The organism is Nocardia sp. NPDC052112, assembly GCF_040680135.1.
In the GTDB taxonomy this organism is placed as follows: Bacteria; Actinomycetota; Actinomycetes; order Mycobacteriales; family Mycobacteriaceae; genus Nocardia.
Map to the genome: position 1 here is coordinate 54,195 of NZ_JBFAWD010000003.1, position 16,795 is coordinate 70,989.

The 16,795-nt window shown below is 65.5% G+C and carries 16 protein-coding genes and 1 pseudogene; 8 read left to right on the forward strand and 9 right to left on the reverse strand.

What is annotated here, in order from left to right; translation table 11 throughout:
• Positions 1-18 precede the first annotated feature (18 nt).
• The 3 genes from AB0L58_RS06205 to AB0L58_RS06215 all read right to left on the reverse strand — a co-directional run bounded on the left by AB0L58_RS06205 (position 19) and on the right by AB0L58_RS06215 (position 3,719).
• A complete protein-coding gene (locus AB0L58_RS06205) occupies positions 19-1,716 on the reverse strand; it encodes a 5'-nucleotidase C-terminal domain-containing protein (protein ID WP_364381954.1) in 1,698 nt (565 codons plus the stop codon).
• A gap of 98 nt (positions 1,717-1,814) precedes the next feature.
• The gene (locus AB0L58_RS06210; protein WP_364381957.1) at positions 1,815-2,474 is read right to left on the reverse strand and encodes a cutinase family protein; all 660 of its coding nucleotides are present in this window, start codon (positions 2,472-2,474) and stop codon (positions 1,815-1,817) included.
• 183 nt (positions 2,475-2,657) lie between these two features.
• Positions 2,658-3,719 carry a zinc-binding alcohol dehydrogenase family protein gene (locus AB0L58_RS06215; protein WP_364381960.1) on the reverse strand — a complete coding sequence of 354 codons (1,062 nt, stop codon included), beginning with the start codon at positions 3,717-3,719 and terminating at the stop codon, positions 2,658-2,660.
• 160 nt (positions 3,720-3,879) lie between these two features.
• On the opposite strand from AB0L58_RS06215, the gene AB0L58_RS06220 reads away from it, so the two are divergent.
• Together AB0L58_RS06220 and AB0L58_RS06225 are read left to right on the forward strand one after the other, a co-directional pair.
• Positions 3,880-4,521, forward strand: a complete 642-nt coding sequence (locus AB0L58_RS06220; RefSeq protein WP_364381963.1) for a TetR/AcrR family transcriptional regulator — start codon at positions 3,880-3,882, stop codon at positions 4,519-4,521.
• The gene (locus AB0L58_RS06225; RefSeq protein ID WP_364381966.1) at positions 4,518-6,209 is read left to right on the forward strand and encodes an FAD-binding dehydrogenase; all 1,692 of its coding nucleotides are present in this window, start codon (positions 4,518-4,520) and stop codon (positions 6,207-6,209) included. The genes AB0L58_RS06220 and AB0L58_RS06225 overlap by 4 nt, the downstream gene beginning before the upstream one ends.
• A gap of 3 nt (positions 6,210-6,212) precedes the next feature.
• Here AB0L58_RS06225 and AB0L58_RS06230 read toward each other — a convergent pair whose 3' ends face one another.
• The 4 genes from AB0L58_RS06230 to AB0L58_RS06245 form a co-directional block, all read right to left on the reverse strand.
• The gene (locus tag AB0L58_RS06230) at positions 6,213-7,076 is read right to left on the reverse strand and encodes an expansin EXLX1 family cellulose-binding protein (RefSeq protein WP_364381969.1); all 864 of its coding nucleotides are present in this window, start codon (positions 7,074-7,076) and stop codon (positions 6,213-6,215) included.
• A 232-nt stretch (positions 7,077-7,308) separates the two neighbouring features.
• The gene (locus AB0L58_RS06235; protein ID WP_364381972.1) at positions 7,309-8,562 is read right to left on the reverse strand and encodes a bifunctional 3,4-dihydroxy-2-butanone-4-phosphate synthase/GTP cyclohydrolase II; all 1,254 of its coding nucleotides are present in this window, start codon (positions 8,560-8,562) and stop codon (positions 7,309-7,311) included.
• A gap of 61 nt (positions 8,563-8,623) precedes the next feature.
• Entirely contained in the window at positions 8,624-9,256 is a 633-nt protein-coding gene (locus AB0L58_RS06240; RefSeq protein WP_364381975.1) for a helix-turn-helix transcriptional regulator, read from the reverse strand.
• A 128-nt stretch (positions 9,257-9,384) separates the two neighbouring features.
• Positions 9,385-9,711, reverse strand: a complete 327-nt coding sequence (locus AB0L58_RS06245; RefSeq protein ID WP_364381978.1) for a GYD domain-containing protein — start codon at positions 9,709-9,711, stop codon at positions 9,385-9,387.
• 325 nt (positions 9,712-10,036) lie between these two features.
• Between AB0L58_RS06245 and hemC the strand changes: the two genes are divergently transcribed.
• Positions 10,037-10,966: a hydroxymethylbilane synthase gene (hemC, locus tag AB0L58_RS06250; RefSeq protein WP_364381980.1), complete on the forward strand. Its 930-nt coding sequence runs from the start codon at positions 10,037-10,039 to the stop codon at positions 10,964-10,966.
• An 83-nt stretch (positions 10,967-11,049) separates the two neighbouring features.
• Here the strand turns inward: hemC and AB0L58_RS06255 are convergent.
• Together AB0L58_RS06255 and AB0L58_RS06260 are read right to left on the reverse strand one after the other, a co-directional pair.
• Positions 11,050-11,813: pseudogene (locus tag AB0L58_RS06255) on the reverse strand (acyl-CoA dehydrogenase family protein).
• A 54-nt stretch (positions 11,814-11,867) separates the two neighbouring features.
• Entirely contained in the window at positions 11,868-12,710 is an 843-nt protein-coding gene (locus tag AB0L58_RS06260; protein ID WP_364381983.1) for an IclR family transcriptional regulator, read from the reverse strand.
• 241 nt (positions 12,711-12,951) lie between these two features.
• Between AB0L58_RS06260 and AB0L58_RS06265 the strand changes: the two genes are divergently transcribed.
• The 5 genes from AB0L58_RS06265 to AB0L58_RS06285 all read left to right on the forward strand — a co-directional run bounded on the left by AB0L58_RS06265 (position 12,952) and on the right by AB0L58_RS06285 (position 16,783).
• Positions 12,952-13,428 (forward strand): flavin reductase family protein, encoded by a 477-nt coding sequence (locus AB0L58_RS06265; RefSeq protein WP_364381986.1) that lies wholly within the window; start codon positions 12,952-12,954, stop codon positions 13,426-13,428.
• 89 nt (positions 13,429-13,517) lie between these two features.
• Positions 13,518-14,651 carry a Rieske 2Fe-2S domain-containing protein gene (locus AB0L58_RS06270; RefSeq protein ID WP_364381989.1) on the forward strand — a complete coding sequence of 378 codons (1,134 nt, stop codon included), beginning with the start codon at positions 13,518-13,520 and terminating at the stop codon, positions 14,649-14,651.
• Between the two features lie 53 nt (positions 14,652-14,704).
• Entirely contained in the window at positions 14,705-14,890 is a 186-nt protein-coding gene (locus tag AB0L58_RS06275; protein ID WP_364381992.1) for a hypothetical protein, read from the forward strand.
• Positions 14,887-15,888, forward strand: coding sequence for a ferredoxin--NADP reductase (locus AB0L58_RS06280; RefSeq protein ID WP_364381995.1), 1,002 nt, complete (start codon positions 14,887-14,889; stop codon positions 15,886-15,888). The genes AB0L58_RS06275 and AB0L58_RS06280 overlap by 4 nt, the downstream gene beginning before the upstream one ends.
• 7 nt (positions 15,889-15,895) lie before the next feature.
• Complete coding sequence (locus tag AB0L58_RS06285) at positions 15,896-16,783, forward strand: VOC family protein (protein WP_364381998.1); 888 nt, start codon at positions 15,896-15,898, stop codon at positions 16,781-16,783.
• The last annotated feature ends 12 nt before the right edge of the window (positions 16,784-16,795 follow it).

The window sequence follows — 16,795 nt, forward strand, 5'->3', positions numbered from 1 at the left end:
CCATGTTTGCGCACCGGATCACCGTTTCTCGGCGCGGGCGGGCGGGGCTTCCAGCGGCGGACGGCCCCGCAGATAGGCCTCGAAGGCGTCGAGGTCGACGGGCCCGACGGTTCTGTCGGTGCTCTCGGTGAAGACCGTGAAACCGTCACCGCCCGAAGCCAGGAAGCTGTTGGTGGTGATGCGGTAGGTGGCAACCGGATTGAGGGGTTGACCGCCGATGCGCACGCTGTCGGCGACGACCTTGCCGCCCTTCGGACTCGACTCGACATAGGTGTAGGTGAGCCCGGCGGGTGAGAGCACGGTCGCCTTACCGTTGGCCCATTGCTGTTCGAGCAGACGCAGGACCTGACCGCCGGTCATCGTTATGGTAACGATCTGATTACCGAACGGCTGCACGCTGTAGATATCGCCGTAACTGAGCTGACCGGACTTCAGATCGGTGCGCACACCGCCCGGATTCATGAAGGCCGCGACCGCCGCCGCGGGTGCCGCCGCCGTGACCGAGAGCATCGAATCGGCGATGACATCACCGAGCGGCGACTCACCGGAGCCCGCCGGTTCGTGTGGCAGCGATGCCGCCGCGATGCCGACCGGCCGATCCGCGCGCGGCTTGGCCTGCTCGGCATAGAACTCGATGAGCGAGGTGGTGGCCGCGTCTGGAGTGACGTCCCGGGTCACCACCCGGTTGACCGCCGACGCCTGCACCCCGTCGGCGCCGAAACGCAGGGTGACATCGGTGATCAGCCGCCCATAGGAGGCGGCCTGGGTGACCACCTTGCCATCGATGGTGCAGACATACGGCTGATGCGAATGTCCGGTGAACAGCACCCGCACCGCGGGATCGACACCGGTGGCCAATGCGGTGACCTCGGGGGAGATATTCGCGCAACCGTTGTAGTCGACCGCCACGTTCTGGGCCGCTTTCTGCACACCGCCGTCGTGCAGCAGCGCCACCACCGTCTGCGCACCTGCCGACTTCACCTCGGGGACATAGCGATTGATCGCCGCGACTTCGTCGCCGAAGGTGTAGCCCCGAATGCCTTCCGGGAAAACGATACTCGCCGTCTCGGGCGTCACCGTGCCGATGACACCGATCTTGTGTCCGCCGACCTGGAGCATCGTCCACGGCCGCAGCGTGGGCGGAAGCTTGCCGTCCGCATCGGTGACATTGGCGGCCAGAAACGGGAACTTCGCTCCGGCGAACGGTGCGCCGGGCGAGCATCCGGCGAGCGCGCATCCGCCCTGCTGCAGTCGCGCCAATTCGACGACGCCGTTGTCGAATTCGTGATTGCCCACCGAGGAGGCGGCCAGTCCGATGGAATTCAGGAAGGTGATGGTCGGCTCGTCGTGGAAGAGTCCGGAAACCAGCGGGCTCGCGCCGATATTGTCGCCCGCCGACACCACCGCACTGGCCGGATACGCCTGCTTCAACCGACCCAGATGGGTGGCGAGATAGGCCGCACCGCCCGCGTCGTATCCGGCGATCTTGCCGGTCGAACCCGCGGGTGGTTGCAGATTGCCGTGGAAATCGTTGAGGCCGAACAGATGCACCTCATCCGATTGCGTGCCGCGCAGATCATCAGTCGAGATGAGCGGGATCATCCCTGGTGCGGTCGAGGTGGTGTGGCTATTGTCCGATGCGGTACCGCACCCCGCCACCAGGGCGATGCTCACGAGTCCCGCGATGATCATGCCGATGCGACGGTAGGCGCTCATATTCAGACTGTCCCACGCCTGGGTGCCATCGGCATGAATCTCTGGCGAACACACCGACGGCGGGGTCGAGGCTCGACCCCGCCGCGCGGATTTCCCGGTTATACCCGGCCCGCCGCGAAATCCGCGGCCGGCCAGAACGCCCAACCGTAGTTCCCGTGCTGGCCAGGGCCGATGCCGCCACCGCAGATCGGATCACCACCCGTGCAGTAATCGGCTGTCTTCCAGGCGTAGTTGCCGGGGACGCCCCAACCGATCAGCCGCAAGGGGTCACCGAACAGCAGGACCGCGGACACCTTCCATTCGAGATCGCCAGGGAGCACATAGATCCCGGGCAACGCGGTCACGATGCCGGTGCCGACGACGCCGTGCACGACGGCCGCCCCCTGCGAGTAGCCGACCAGGATGAACTGCTGATCCGGGCACATCTGCGACTGCCGAATGACATGGTCGGTCATGTCCTTGGTGCCGCGGCTGAGCGACGTCGGGTCGAGCAGGTCCGCCGGATAGTCCACCCGGTAGGCACTGCTGCTCACCGGAAGTGCTTGCAGCAGTGTGCCATACAGCGGATCGCCGACGACGGAGCCGAGCCACCCGGGTTCCCCGGTGCCTCTGGCGACGACCACATCGACCGCGGCACAGTCCGCCCGTGCCTGCGCGCCGATACCGGTCACCACCCCCGCCGCGGCGACGAGCAATAGCACAGCGAATACCCGCGCCAGCCGCCACTTCTCGAATACTCTTACCTTCCGGATTTCCATCGTGATCACCTCTCACGCCGTTGTGAGAAGCCGAGTGACGATTGTCAGAGACAACTGTCACTCGGCTATATCCGCGAAGGTAAGAACGATCGAGAGTTGCGTCAAGCAACTCGGCTGAAGCGAGACCGGTTCAGCGCCGAATCGTGTCCTGGAATCCGTTCGCGCACACGACGATTCGGGCGCCTACGGGATGAGAACCGCTGCGCCGGCGAAACGTCCGTGTGCGAGATCCGCGAGGGCGCGATCTGCCGTACCGAGGGAGTACCCCGTTGTGGTCACATGTATACGGTGTTCGCCCGCGAGCGTGAGGAATTCGCGCGCGTCGGCGCGAGTATTGGCAGTCACCGAGCGAATCTCACGTTCCTGGAACAGATGCCGCTGATAGTTCAGCGACGGGATATCGCTGAGATGGATGCCCGCGATGGCGAGGATGCCGCCACGATCGAGCGCTTCCAGCGCGGGCAAGACCAGCTCGCCGACCGGTGCGAACAAGATCGCCGAATCCAATTGCACCGGAGGCCGATCCGCCGCACCTTGCACCGACGCGGCGCCGAGATCGGCCGCCAACTCGCGCGCGGCCGGATCCCTGGTCATCACATGCACCTCGGCACCACGCGCCAGCGCCACCTGAGCGGCGATATGCGCGCTACCGCCGAAACCGTAGATCCCGAGGCGCCCACCGTCGGGCAGCTCGGCACGCTGCAGCGCCCGATAGCCGATGATCCCGGCGCACAGCAGCGGCGCGGTTTCCATATCGCCGTATCCGGCGGGCAGCCGATGCGCGTAAGCCGTTGGAACAGTGGCATATTCGGCGTAGCCGCCGTCCGCATCCCAGCCCGTGTACGCCGAATTCGGACAGAGATTCTCCGCGCCGCGCCGACAGTACCGGCAGATGCCGCAGGTGTGGCGCAACCAGGCAATACCGACGCGATCACCGACCGCGAATTCGGGAGCCGAAGAACCAAGCGCCTCGGCCGATCCCGGCGCCACCGCCGGTCCCCGCGCGATCACCTCCCCCACCACCTCGTGCCCCGGCACCACACCGGCCCGATGCACCGGCAGATCCCCCTCGGCGACATGCAGGTCGGTGCGACAGACCCCACATGCCAGCACCCGCACCAGGAGTTCACCGGCCGTGGGTTCGGGCACCGCCTCCCGAACGAAGTCGAGCGGTCCGCCATCGATCGGTCCCGGCCGTCGCACCCGCCAGCCGGTCATGCCCGTGGTCGCCGCACTCGCATTCATGCCGATCACTCCTCACCGACAGGGGGAACGGTCTCTTCGGATTATCCATCCCTACCGCGCGAGTCGACCCGTTCCGCCGAAGGTGAGTCGACTTCCTGATACATTCCTGTATTGAATACACTGCTGTATCGAACGGACCGGATACTCGAGGAGGTGCGCCTTGGCGTCGACCACCGATGCGGATATCCGAGCGCGCCGGGTGCCCCGACGTCGTGCCGAGACCCGCAAACGGCTGCTGACCGCCGCGTATCAGGTCTTCGCCGAGGAGGGCTTCGGCCGGGCCTCGGTGGAGCGCGTCTGCGAACGGGCCGGGTTCACCCGTGGTGCCTTCTACTCCAACTTCACCTCGCTCGACGAGTTGTTCCTGGCCATGTGGGAACAGCGATCGGCCGCCATGATCGCCGGGATCCGCGTGACTCTCGACGCCTTTTCAGTCGAGGGCGTCGGCGATATCCGTGCCGCGATCGAGCGCTTGGACCGCGCCGTGCCGATCGATGAGGACTGGTTCCGCATTACCGCCGAGTTCACCTCGCACGCGCTGCGGACGCCAGGGCTGCGGCAGGTGATGGCCGAGCGGGAGGAGGCGATCGTCGCGGCACTGATGCCGACGATCGTCGGCGCACTTGCCCGCGTCGGTCGGACGGTACCGGATCCCGTCGCACTCGGTCAGGCCCTGGTCGCGGTGCACGACGGCACCGCCGTTCAGGTGCTGATGGAACCACGCAGCCGCAAGGTGCGCGCGCGCCGTACCGACCTTATCTGCCACCTCGTGCTGGCCTACAGCACCGAAGCCGAAGGATGACCATGACCGAGCCCAGTCCCGAATTCACACAAGAGGCAGCTGTCATCGTCGTCGGTGCGGGCCTGGCCGGGCTCGTGGCGACCCACGAACTGGTCAAGGCCGGACACCAGGTGCACGTGCTGGACCAGGAGAATCGCAATAACCTCGGCGGCCAGGCGTTCTGGTCGCTCGGCGGGCTGTTCTTCGTGGACAGTCCGGAGCAGCGCCGCCTCGGCATCAAGGACTCCTATGAACTGGCACTGCAGGATTGGTTCGGTTCCGCCGGTTTCGATCGCGAGGACCAGGACTACTGGGGCCGCCAGTGGGCACGCGCCTATGTGCGCTTCGCCGCCACCGAGAAGCGCGACTATCTGCACGAATTGGGTTTACGGGTAACGCCGCTGGTCGGTTGGGCCGAGCGCGGTGGCGCCTTCGCCGATGGGCACGGCAATTCGGTGCCGCGCTTCCACCTCACCTGGGGTACCGGGCCCGAGGTGGTACGGGTGTTCCAGGAGCCGGTGCTCGAGGGTGAGCGCCGCGGACTGGTCGGCTTCAGTTTCCGGCACCGGGTCGACGAGTTGATCGTCGAGGACGGCGCGGTGGTCGGCGTGCGCGGCAGCGTACTGGAGCCGACCGACCTGGAACGCGGGCAGGCTTCGTCGCGAAATGTGGTGGGCGACTTCGAATTCCGCGCCAAGGCCGTGATCGTCACCTCCGGTGGTATCGGCCACGATCACGAGCTGATCCGCCGCAACTGGCCCACCGAACGGCTCGGTCCGGCACCGGAGACCATGATCTCCGGTGTGCCCGCACATGTGGATGGGCGCATGCTCGGTATCTCCGAGGCCGCGGGCGGCGCCATCGTCAATCGCGATCGCATGTGGCACTACACCGAGGGCATTATCAACTGGAATCCGATCTGGCCCGATCACGCCATCCGGATCATTCCCGGTCCGTCCTCGATGTGGTTCGACGCCAATGGAAAGCGTTTGCCCGCACCGTGTTTTCCGGGCTTCGATACCAACTCGACCATGAAGGAGATCCTGGCCACCGGCTACGACTACTCCTGGTTCGTGCTCACCCAGTCGATCATCGAGAAGGAGTTCGCGCTCTCGGGCTCGGAGCAGAATCCGGATATCACCGGCAAGGATCTCAAGCTCACCCTCAAGAGCCGGGTGGCCAAGGGCGCGCCCGGTCCGGTCGAGGCGTTCAAACAGCACGGAGTCGACTTCGTGGTCGCGAATACCCTGCGCGAGTTGGTCGATGGCATGAACAAGATCGCACGCGGACCGCAGCTGGACTACGACGAGTTGGAACGACAGATCGTCGCCCGTGACCGAGATATCGCCAACAAGTACTCCAAGGACGCGCAGCTGATGGCGATCACCAACGCGCGCCAGTACTTCGGCGATAAGGCGGGCCGCGTCGCCAAACCGCATCGCATCCTCGATCCGGCGCATGGGCCGCTGATCGCGGTACGGCTCAATATCCTGACCCGCAAGACCCTCGGCGGACTGCAGACCAATCTGGACTCGCAGGTGATGCGGCCGGACGGCACCCCGCTGCCCGGACTGTATGCCGCGGGCGAGGTCGCGGGGTTCGGCGGCGGCGGTGTGCACGGCTACAACGCGTTGGAGGGCACCTTCCTGGGTGGCTGCATTTTCTCCGGCCGCGCCGCCGGGCGGGCCCTCGCAACGAAACTCGGCTGACCGTCAGGTATTACAGCCGGTCGCGGCGACACTGGACCGCGGCGGCGGTGTCGCCGCGAGCTCCGGCGTCGGCGCGGGCGGCGGTTCCGGGAAAGGCTCGGTGTAGAGGCTCAAACCGGTATACCGCTCGCCCTGTTCCAGGGAGATTCCGGAGATCTCCACCTGATGCCCGTGGACATCGGTCACTCGTGCCGAGAACGGTCCCGGCCCGGCGCCGCTGATCGTCCAGTAGTTGTCCATGCCGCGATTGAGCTCATGCCACGGCCCGTCCGCCGCGGACCGCAATGCGATCCGCTGGATGGGATTTCCCGATCCGGTTACCAACATGGCCAGCCAGGAGGTTGACGAGTCCGGCTTGATCTCGTAGATCAGCTCGGGTGCGGGAAGCGGATCGCGGACCACGGAATAGCGGATCTGCGCGACGCCGTCGGACCGATCCGCGATCTGTTCGAAGGCCGCCGTACTCAAATCAAGTTGTCCCGGAGCGCATCCCGGGCAGCGGTCGGCGATGAGCACCCGGACATCACCGCGCGGACCGTGCACATCGAGGTAGGCACCGCACAGATCGGCGTGACCGTATTCGCGAGTCGAGACGCCCACATAGAAGCCGTTCGTCGGCAGTCCGGTAAACGAACACGCGGCGCCGGGAGCGAAGGAGTAGTATCGCGCCTCCCCCGGCCGCGTGGGTGGCGACGCGTCCACCGTATGCCAGTTGGCAATGCCGGTACTGCTGCTGGCCACCAGCATTCGCGAGGTCGCGGTCCCGGTCTCCGGGACTATGTGTACCGCCGTGCAGGACGACTGTTGCCCAGGTCTGGCGATCCAGACCACGGCCGCCACCGTGGTCAGCAAGACTCCGGCGGACAACCACAGCCATCCCGAGCGGAAATGCTGGTGTTCGATCGGTATTCGGTGCACCGCTGTCCCCGACTTCCGGCTCACCCTACTCGCGGACTCTCCATCCTGACTCCATCAGGAAAGCAGGCCGACCCACGCCGCACGACTCGAACGGAAAATCTCCGCAGTGAAACATGCTCGTGTCGGCAATCTCACGGCAAATAGCCAGCATTCGACGATGTAGATCGGAAAAGATCCGCTACTACGAGGTGGCCCTTGCCGGTTCGGCGTCCACGCCCGAGAGTTGATGATCCATTCGGTCGCGCTTGGCGCGCAGATAGCGGACGTTGTGTTCGGTCGGCGTCGCCTGTAGCGACAGCCGTCGCACCACGGTGACCCCGTATTGTTCCAGGCCCGCCTGTTTGGCCGGGTTGTTGCTGAGCAGCCGAACCGACCGGATGCCGAGATCGGCGAACACCTGCGCACCAGCCGCATACTCGCGGGCATCGACCGGCAACCCGAGGGCGAGGTTCGCTTCGACGGTATCGGCGCCACCATCCTGTAATTCGTACGCACGCAACTTGTTCATCAGCCCGATGCCCCGCCCCTCCTGTCCGCGCAGGTAGACGACCACACCACTGCCTTCCTCGGCAACCGCGCGCAGGGCGGCGTCGAGTTGGTCGCCGCAGTCGCAGCGCAGCGAGCCGAGTGCGTCACCGGTGAGGCATTCCGAATGCAGGCGAGCCATTACGGATTCGCGACCCGGATCACCGAAAACCAGTGCGAGAGTTTCGGTTCCGGAGATCTCGTCACAGTAGCCGATGACGCGGAATTCGCCGTACCGGGTGGGGAGGCGGGTCTGCACGACTCTGGTCAGCGTGGGTTCGACGCGGCGGCGGTAGGCGATCAGATCGTCGATCGAAATGATGGGGATCGCATGGGCGTCGGCGAAGTCGAGCAGTTGCGGCAGACGGGCCATCGAACCGTCGTCGTTCACGATTTCGGCGATAACACCCGCCGGGCGCAGTCCGGCCAGGCGGGTCAGGTCGACGGCGGCTTCGGTATGGCCCGCGCGGCCGAATACACCACTGGGATGTGCGCGCAACGGGAAGACGTGGCCGGGTCTGGTCAACTCGGCGGGTGTGCTGCGCGGATCCGCCAGCGTGCGCACGGTGTGGGCGCGGTCGGCGGCGGAAATCCCGGTCGTCACACCGGAAGCCGCATCCACCGACACCGTGTAGGCGGTGCCCTTGGGGTCCTCGTTGCTCGGTGTCATGGGTGGTAGCCGGAGCCGATCCAGGTCCGCACCGGGCAGCGGCGCGCACAGCACGCCACTGGTGTGACGGACCATGAAGGCGATGGATTCGGGCGTAGCGAGGGCGGCGGCGAGTACCAGATCGCCCTCGTTCTCCCGATCTTCGTCGTCCACCACGACGACCATGCCGCCCGCGGCGAGGGCGCCGAGCGCCGTCTCGATCGTATCCAGCGAACGCTGCTGTGCGAATTCGGTGCGCATATGACTAGTAGTACTATTTCTATTAGTCACAGAAAGCCCATGTCCCGCTCAGTGGACAGGCTCAGGAAGCGCGGCGCCCCTTACCCTTCGCGGACTTCTTCGACGCGGGATTCGCCGCAAGCTTGTCCACGTCGGCAAGCAGTTCCTCGGCGAAATCGCGCTCGGCCTCGTAATGCCTTATACACCAGCGCAATACCGCGCCCGGATAGGCCCAATCCGGATTCTCGTCCGCGCCCTCGGCATCGGCCTCGGCGAGTTTGCGCATCCGCTCCGCGTATCCGATGTGCTCGGTCAGGATTTCGCGCAATCGGTCCGGTTCCGCGAGATGCCCGAGCCAGACCCGCAGCATGACGCTGTGTTTGAGCACCGGCGCCTCCACCGGTGCGTGGTTCACCCACTGCGCCGCCGCCGCGCGACCGCTCTCGGTAATGGCGTACATGCGCTTACCGCGCACACCGTCGTCCTGCAGCACCGTGCGCGAGGTGGCGTAACCGTGTTTCTCGAGGCGTTTGAGCTCGGCGTAGATCTGACTGAACGACGGGCTCCAATAGAAGAATTGGAGGCTCCAGTCGGCCCATTTCTTCAGGTCGTAGCCGGAGAGTTCATCGGCGTGCGAGAGCATGCCGAGCACGGCCCAACTCGTCGTCGGCAGATCAGGAACCCCGGCACCCGCCGGAGACTTCGCTTCGGTCACGATCGGACTATACCGCTTAGGCATATTTCGGGTTTTACGACAAGCCTGCGGAGCGGGTTTGCCTCACTGAGTGGGACTCGGGTCGATGACACTGCTCGCGCGACCGGACCGATCGATGGCGACGGTGCCTACTCGGCCGCCTCCGGCGGTTGATAGGTCACTTCCCGCGCGACCGCTTCGTCGATCTGCTCCGGGGTCAGCAGTGTGACGGTATGCGATATCGCGCCGCCGGCGGCCGCGGTGCGAATGGCGAGCGCCGCGGCCGCGACCTCGTTCGGAACGTCGCCGATCACGAACAGATCATCTTCGCCGAAGGCGAAATAGCAGACGTCCACGTGGCCGCCCACACTCTCGACCATTTCCGTGATGGCCGCCCGGCGGGCACTGCCGCCCTGCGCGATCAGACCGCGCGCGCCTTCCTGGGAGTAGCCGACCCGCCACAGATACTTCGGCATACGTGTCACCTCCTGCTCGGGGAACGATCTTGCCGGATCCGACCGTACGGTGTCGGACCGACTCGAGTAGCGCTCTGGGACTGCCCGGTACAGCACTGATGCGGCACCGTGACAACGGTGAGATTGCGGCGTCACTCTGGTGCGACCAGCTCAACGGGGCAACTCGTCGATACCGAGACCGTAGGCCGACACCGACAATTGCCGCCTCGACGACTGCGAGCGATCCCGAAACCGTGGTGTGCCCCAGGCACATCGCGCCGACGCCAGGGTGCTGGCCGGGTCCCCTGGTGACCGTGGCGCAGCCGCCGGGAGTAGTCTCGCCGCCATGTCGCGTACGCGCATTATTCGGATCGCCACCCGATCCAGTCCGATGGCGTTGGCTCAGGCCGAACAGGTTGCCGGGCTGCTGGCCGGGCACGGGGTCGACAGCGAGCTGGTCAAGGTAACCACGGCGGGCGATCGGTGGATGGGTGATCTGTCGAAGCTCGGCGGTAAGGGCGCCTTCGTCAAGGAGATCGATCGGGCACTGCTCGATGACGAGGCGGATCTGGCGGTGCACTGCCTCAAGGACATTCCCGGAGATATTCCGGTGCCGGAAGGATTGGCCTTCGCGGGGTATCTGCCGCGCGAGGACGTGCACGATGCGGTGATCACCCGCACCGGCGCACCGCTGGACGAACTCCCCGAGGGCACGGTCGTCGGTACCAGCTCGGTGCGCCGGACCGCACAGCTGCGGCTGCACTATCCGCACCTGGCGGTGAAACCGTTGCGCGGCAATGTCAATACCCGACTTGCCCGGCTCGAAGAGGGCCATATCGATGTGCTGATCGCGGCCGTCTCCGGCCTGCACCGCGTCGACCAGGCGCACCGGATCACCGAAACCCTCGACCTGGACACCATGTGCCCGCCGATCGGGGCCGGAGTCATCGCACTGCAGTGCCGCGACGACGACAGCCGACTACTCGATCTCGGTGCGCGCCTGGACGATCCGGCCACGCACCGTCATGCGGATGCCGAGCGCGCCATGCTGCACGCGCTGCAGGGGCACTGCAACTCCCCGATCGCCGGGCACGCGACGACGGATCCGACCGGACGACTCACATTGCACGGCAAGGTCTTCAACCTCGACGGCAGCCAATGGCTGGACGCCAAACACTGGGGCGTTCCCGAGGACCCGAGCGCCCTCGGCTTCTTCGTCGGCGCGGACCTGCTGCGCCAAGGCGCCCGCGCGATCATCGACTCGATCCCGCACTGAACGCACACTGCCGATGTCCACTGTCGACCTCGCACCGGGCACACATCGTGTGCGAGGTGGGCAATGGTTGTGCGACAGCACGGTCAGTCGGTGAAGCCGTCCATCATGGACAGCACCCGGAGCATGACTTCATCGGCACCGCCGCCGATGCTGAGCAGGCGGCTGTCTCGATAGGCGCGGGACGTCCAGGTCTCTTCCATATAGCCCATGCCACCGTGCACCTGTAGGCACCAGTCGGCGACCTGCCGGCCGAGTCGGGCGGCCTCCAGTTTGCAGATCGTGGCCATGCGAGTGACATCGGTGCCCGCCGTATAAGACTGGGCGGTGGACTCGGTATAGACGCGGAGCATGTCGACGCGGGCCGCGAGTTCGGCGTAGGTGTATTGCAGGTATTGGTTCGCGGTCAGCGGATGGCCGAACAGCTTTCGGTCGCGGGCATAGTCGCGGGTGGCCTCCAGTTCGATGGCGCAGGTGATGGGGACGCTGTAGGAGGCGAACATGCGCTCCATCACGAACTGCGACATCTGCTGTTGGAAACCGCGCCCGCTGTCACCGATGGTGTTGCGCACCGGAACCCGGACATTGTCGAAGGTGAGCAGGCCGGTGTCGGAGGCCCACATACCGAGCTTGTCGAGTTTGCGGTCGACCCGGAAGCCCGGAGTGCTCGTGGGATGACGATCTGGCTCATGCCGCGGTAGCCGCCCCCGAGCTTCGCCATATCGGCGAAGATCTCGTGCAGCGGCATCCATTCGGCCCGTTCCCACTCGTCGACCCGCGGATTGATCTTCTGCTCGACATACCGCCGAAGCAGCGCCCGAAACTCCTGATGCTCTTCGCTGTACATCACATCGCCCTCCGCACCGAGGCCCCACCCCCACAAGGCCACGCAACAGACCTCGAATCAGCGCCAGCGCGCATGGCGCGGAAACAGTGCGCGACCCGCCTCGTGCGCGGTCTCGACCAGCACCCGTGCCAACCGCGCGGTATCCAAGGCGTTTCGGTCCCCGCTGATTCGACCGGACAGCGAAAGTGCCCCCACCGCGGCGCCACGCCCCCGGATCGGTACCGCGACACAGGCGACGCCGGGCACCGACTCCTCGTTGTCCACGGCGATTCCCTGCCGATGCCGGATCCGCGTCAACTCGCGGTGCAGTTCCGCCCGGTCGCAGATGGTCCGCGGCGTCAATTGCGGCAGCCGGTCCCGGAAGGAGGTCTCGACAATGCTCGGCTCCAGCGAGGCCAGCATCGCCTTGCCCAGTGCCGTACTGTGCGCGGGCATCCGGCCGCCGAGACGGGTCGGAATGCTCCCGGCGTAGCGGCCACCGGCCTTGTCCAGGTACAGCACCTCGCGTCCGTCCAGCACGCCGAGGTGGCCCACCATGCCGGTCCGCTGACACAGATCGTGCAGCAGCGGACTCACCACATCGCGAATCTCATGGTGGTCGGCGGCGAGTCCACCGAGTTCCAGCGGACGCAGGCCAAGGCGGTAGCCGCCGGGCGCGTGCGCCAACCAGCGCAGCCGGATCATCTGGTCCAGGATGCGGTGCACGGTGGATCGCGGCAGGCCGGTTCGCTCGGCCAAACCGAGCAGCGTGAGAGTCGGTGTCGAACTGTCGAAAGCGTCTAGGATCAGCGTCATTCGCTCGATCATGGAAACCGGCGGCTGTGCGGGTCGGGTGGTCGGACGCACCGGACCCGATAACAGCTCGTCGGAATCCGGACCGGTCAGCACCTCGACCGTCATGGCGCACCTCCATTGTGTAGCTCATACAGCTTAGAAGTATTTCGATTAGGCATGTCAGTTTTCGGCACACCTGCTTGTGTCCCCAATCACAGTGCCGGCACGCCGACGGCGTCGAATCCCGGAAACTACGGAGATCGGTACGGATCTTCTCGGTAGCCGGAACCGGTCATTGACAGCCCACCGCGCACGCCGCGAACCTTCATGGCGAAACGGAATATTCCTAATCGAAACTAGGAGCGCCATGGCCGTCGTGCTCGACTTCAAGGCCGTCCTCGGCCGATTCGCCACCGGAGTCACCGCGATCACCGCCCTGGACGGGACACAACCCGTCGGGTTCGCCTGCCAGTCCTTTTCCGCACTGTCGCTGGATCCGCCTGCCGTGGCACTGTTCCCGGCGCGGACCTCCACCACTTGGCCGCGGATCCGGACGGCGAACAAGTTCTGTGTGAATGTGCTCGCCGCCGATCAGGAGCAGGTGTGCCGACAACTCGGCCGCAGCGGTCCCGACAAATTCGACGGTCTCGACTGGCGCCACTCCCCCAACGGTTCACCGCTGCTCGACGGAGCCATCGCCTGGATCGATTGCGAGCTCGGCGGCGAACTGGACGGCGGCGATCACACCATTGTCATCGGCCACGTCACCGCACTCGGCGCGGACCGCGACGCCGATCCGCTGCTGTTCTACCGCTCCGGATTCGAGCGCCTTACCACGGCATGAGCCGTCTCCCGGCCAGTGAGACCGCACCTTTGCGCGCCCATCGGCGCGCCGAACCATCGAAACGACAGCCCGACGAACGTGGAGGAACCATGACCGACGATCAGGTGCGTGTGATCGACACCGGCGCCCCGCCCACCCGGTATGCCCGGGGTTGGCATTGCGTCGGCCTCGCCGACCGCTTCCGCGACGGCAACCCGCACACCATCGAAGTCTTCGGCACCGAACTGGTCGTCTTCGCGAGCGCGGACGGCACGCTCAATGTGCTCGATGCCTATTGCCGACACATGGGTGGCAACCTCGGCGACGGCAGCATCAAGGGCGACACCATCGCCTGCCCATTCCACGACTGGCGCTGGCGGGGCAATGGCCGTTGTGCCGCAATCCCTTATGCGCGCCGCGTGCCACCGCTGGCCCGCACCAAATCGTGGATCACGCTGGAGCAGAACCGCCAGCTGTTCATCTGGAACGATCCCGAGGGCAATCCGCCACCCGCGGAGATCACCATCCCCCGCATCGAGGGCGCGTTCAGTGACGAGTGGAGCGACTGGACCTGGAACCAGATCACCATCGAGGGCGCGAACTGCCGCGAGGTCATCGACAATGTGGTGGATATGGCGCACTTCTTCTATGTGCACTTCGCCTTTCCGACCTACTTCAAGAATGTCTTCGAGGGCCATATCGCCAGCCAGTACATGACCTCGATCGGACGCGCTGACGTGCAGGGCGAGTTGGCCAAGGAGGCGGGCGCGCAGAACACGCTGCATTCGGAGGCGCACTACTACGGCCCCTCCTACATGATCGATTATCTCGTCAACGAATCCAGTGGGCAGACCGTCGAATCCGTGCTCATCAACTGCCACTACCCGGTTTCGCCCACCAAGTTCGTGCTGCAGTACGGCGCGATCGTGAAGAAGCTACCCGGCCTGTCGCCGGAAGATGCCGATGCGATGGCGGTACGTTTCGCCAATGGACTCGGGCGGGGTTTCGAGCAGGATGTGGCGATCTGGGAGCGCAAGACCCGCATCGACAATCCGCTGCTGTGCGAGGAGGACGGGCCGGTGTATCAGCTGCGGCGCTGGTACGAGCAGTTCTATACCGATATCGCGGAGGTGGAGTCGAAGATGACCGACCGCTTCGAATTCGAGGTCGACACCACGCGTGCCGTCACGGCGTGGGAGGCCGAGGTCGCCGCGAATCTGGCCGCGCAACGCGCGGACGCCTGATCGGATCCGTGATGGCTTGCATCACCTGCCATTCCTGCCGAAATCAGGTGTCGGTGGTCAAATTCAGCCCCGCGCACACCAGCGTGCAGTGGAGTTCCGCCGCCCGCGCGCTATGCGCCGAGTTCGCTCAGGACCGCGGCGGTCCCGCACGCGGGTGCGCGGCATTGCGCGACAGCATCGAGAAGGCCGTCACCGCAGGCGAAGTCGGGCTGAGTACCCGTGATGGGGATCTGCTGTGAGCGCGGTAACGCTGCGCGTCGTTGGGGTAACCGCCGAAACCCAGGATGCGGTCTCGCTGGAGCTGGTCGCCGAACCGGCACGCCAGGTCCAGTATCGGCCCGGTCAATTTCTGACACTGCGGATACCCAGCGCACAAACCGGTTCGGTGGCGCGCTCGTACTCGCTGTCCAGCGCGCCGCACGAGGGCCGCCTCGAGGTCACCGTCAAACGGACAGCGGGCGGATACGCCTCGAACTGGTTGTGCGACAACGCCACTCCCGGCATGACAATCGACAGCTTGCCGCCCGCGGGCATTTTCACACCCGATTCGCTCGACACCGATCTGCTGCTGCTTGCCGCGGGCAGCGGGATAACGCCGATGCTGTCGATCCTGAAATCGGCACTGTCACAGGGCACCGGACGGTGCACGCTGATCTACGCCAACCGCGACGAGAACTCGGTGATCTTCGCCGACGCACTGAAGTCGTTGACCGCCGAACACCCGGACCGGCTCGTCGTACTGCATTGGTTGGAGTCCGTGCAGAACCTGCCGTCGGTGCCCACCCTGACCACCTTGCTCACCCCTTGGCACGACCGCGAGCTATTCGTCTGCGGCCCAGCACCTTTCATGGATGTCGTCGTGACAGCCGCGGACCACCTCGGCATGGACCGGGTGCACGTCGAGAAGTTCGTCTCGCTCTCCGGTGATCCGTTCGCCGAAATCGAGATCGAAGACACCGACGACGCCGCCCTGGTCGAGGTCGAACTCGATGGCACCACAAACGAATTCGGGTGGCCGCGCAATACGGTTCTACTCGACGTGCTGCTCGCACGCGGTGTGCCAGCTCCGTACTCCTGCCGCGAAGGCGCCTGCAGCGCCTGCGTCTGTCGTGTCGTCGACGGCGAAGTGAAGTTGCTGCGCAACGAAATTCTGGAACGTGCGGATCTGGCCGACGGCTATGTACTCGCCTGCCAGGCGGTGCCGGTCACCGATACGGTCCGGGTCACCTATGAATGAGGAGAATATGGCAATCATCAGCTCGCTCGGTTATGTGCGGATCGCGGTCAGCGACCCGGGTGCCTGGCGCACCTTCGCCTTCGATGTGATCGGTTTCGCCGAGGGTGTCGGTCCGGATCCGGACGCCATCTATCTGCGTATGGATGAGCACGTCGCGCGATTGGTGCTGGTGCCGGGCGACACCGACAAGGTGCTCGCCATCGGCTGGGAGGTCCGCGACCATCGCGCACTCGCCGCGGCCCGAGAAGCCGTGGCGAAGGCTGGAATCGAGGTCACCGCGCTCACCGTCGCGGAGGCGGATGCCCGCGGCGTGGAGGAGGCGATCACCTTCCGTGATCCCTCGGGCACCGCCGTCGAAATCTTCCACGGCCCGGTCCTGGACCACAGCCCCGTCGTCGGGAAGTACGGAAACCGTTTCGTCACCGCGGGACTCGGCCTCGGCCACGCGGTGCTGCCGGTCCCCGATCTCGACGGCGCCTTCCACTTCTATACCGACGTCCTCGGCTTCCTGCCGCGCGGTGCGTTCCGACTGCCGACACCGCCCGAATACGGTCCGGTGCGCATCCGCTTCCTGGGGGTGAACCAGCGCCACCACAGCCTGGCGCTGATCCCCTCCGGCGGTACAGCGGGCTCCGGACTGGTGCACATCATGGTCGAGGTCGACAGTCTCGACGATGTCGGCCGCGCGCTCGACCGGGTGAACAAGGCCGGATATCACCTGTCCTCGACGCTCGGCCGGCACACCAACGACAAAATGATCTCCTTCTACGTCCGCACACCGGGCGGCTGGGATCTCGAATTCGGTACCGAGGGCATGCTGGTCGACGAGAGCACCTACACCGCCGAGGAAATGACCGCCGACAGCTATTGGGGTCACGACTGGGATCGAGGCTGACCCCCAGCCCTG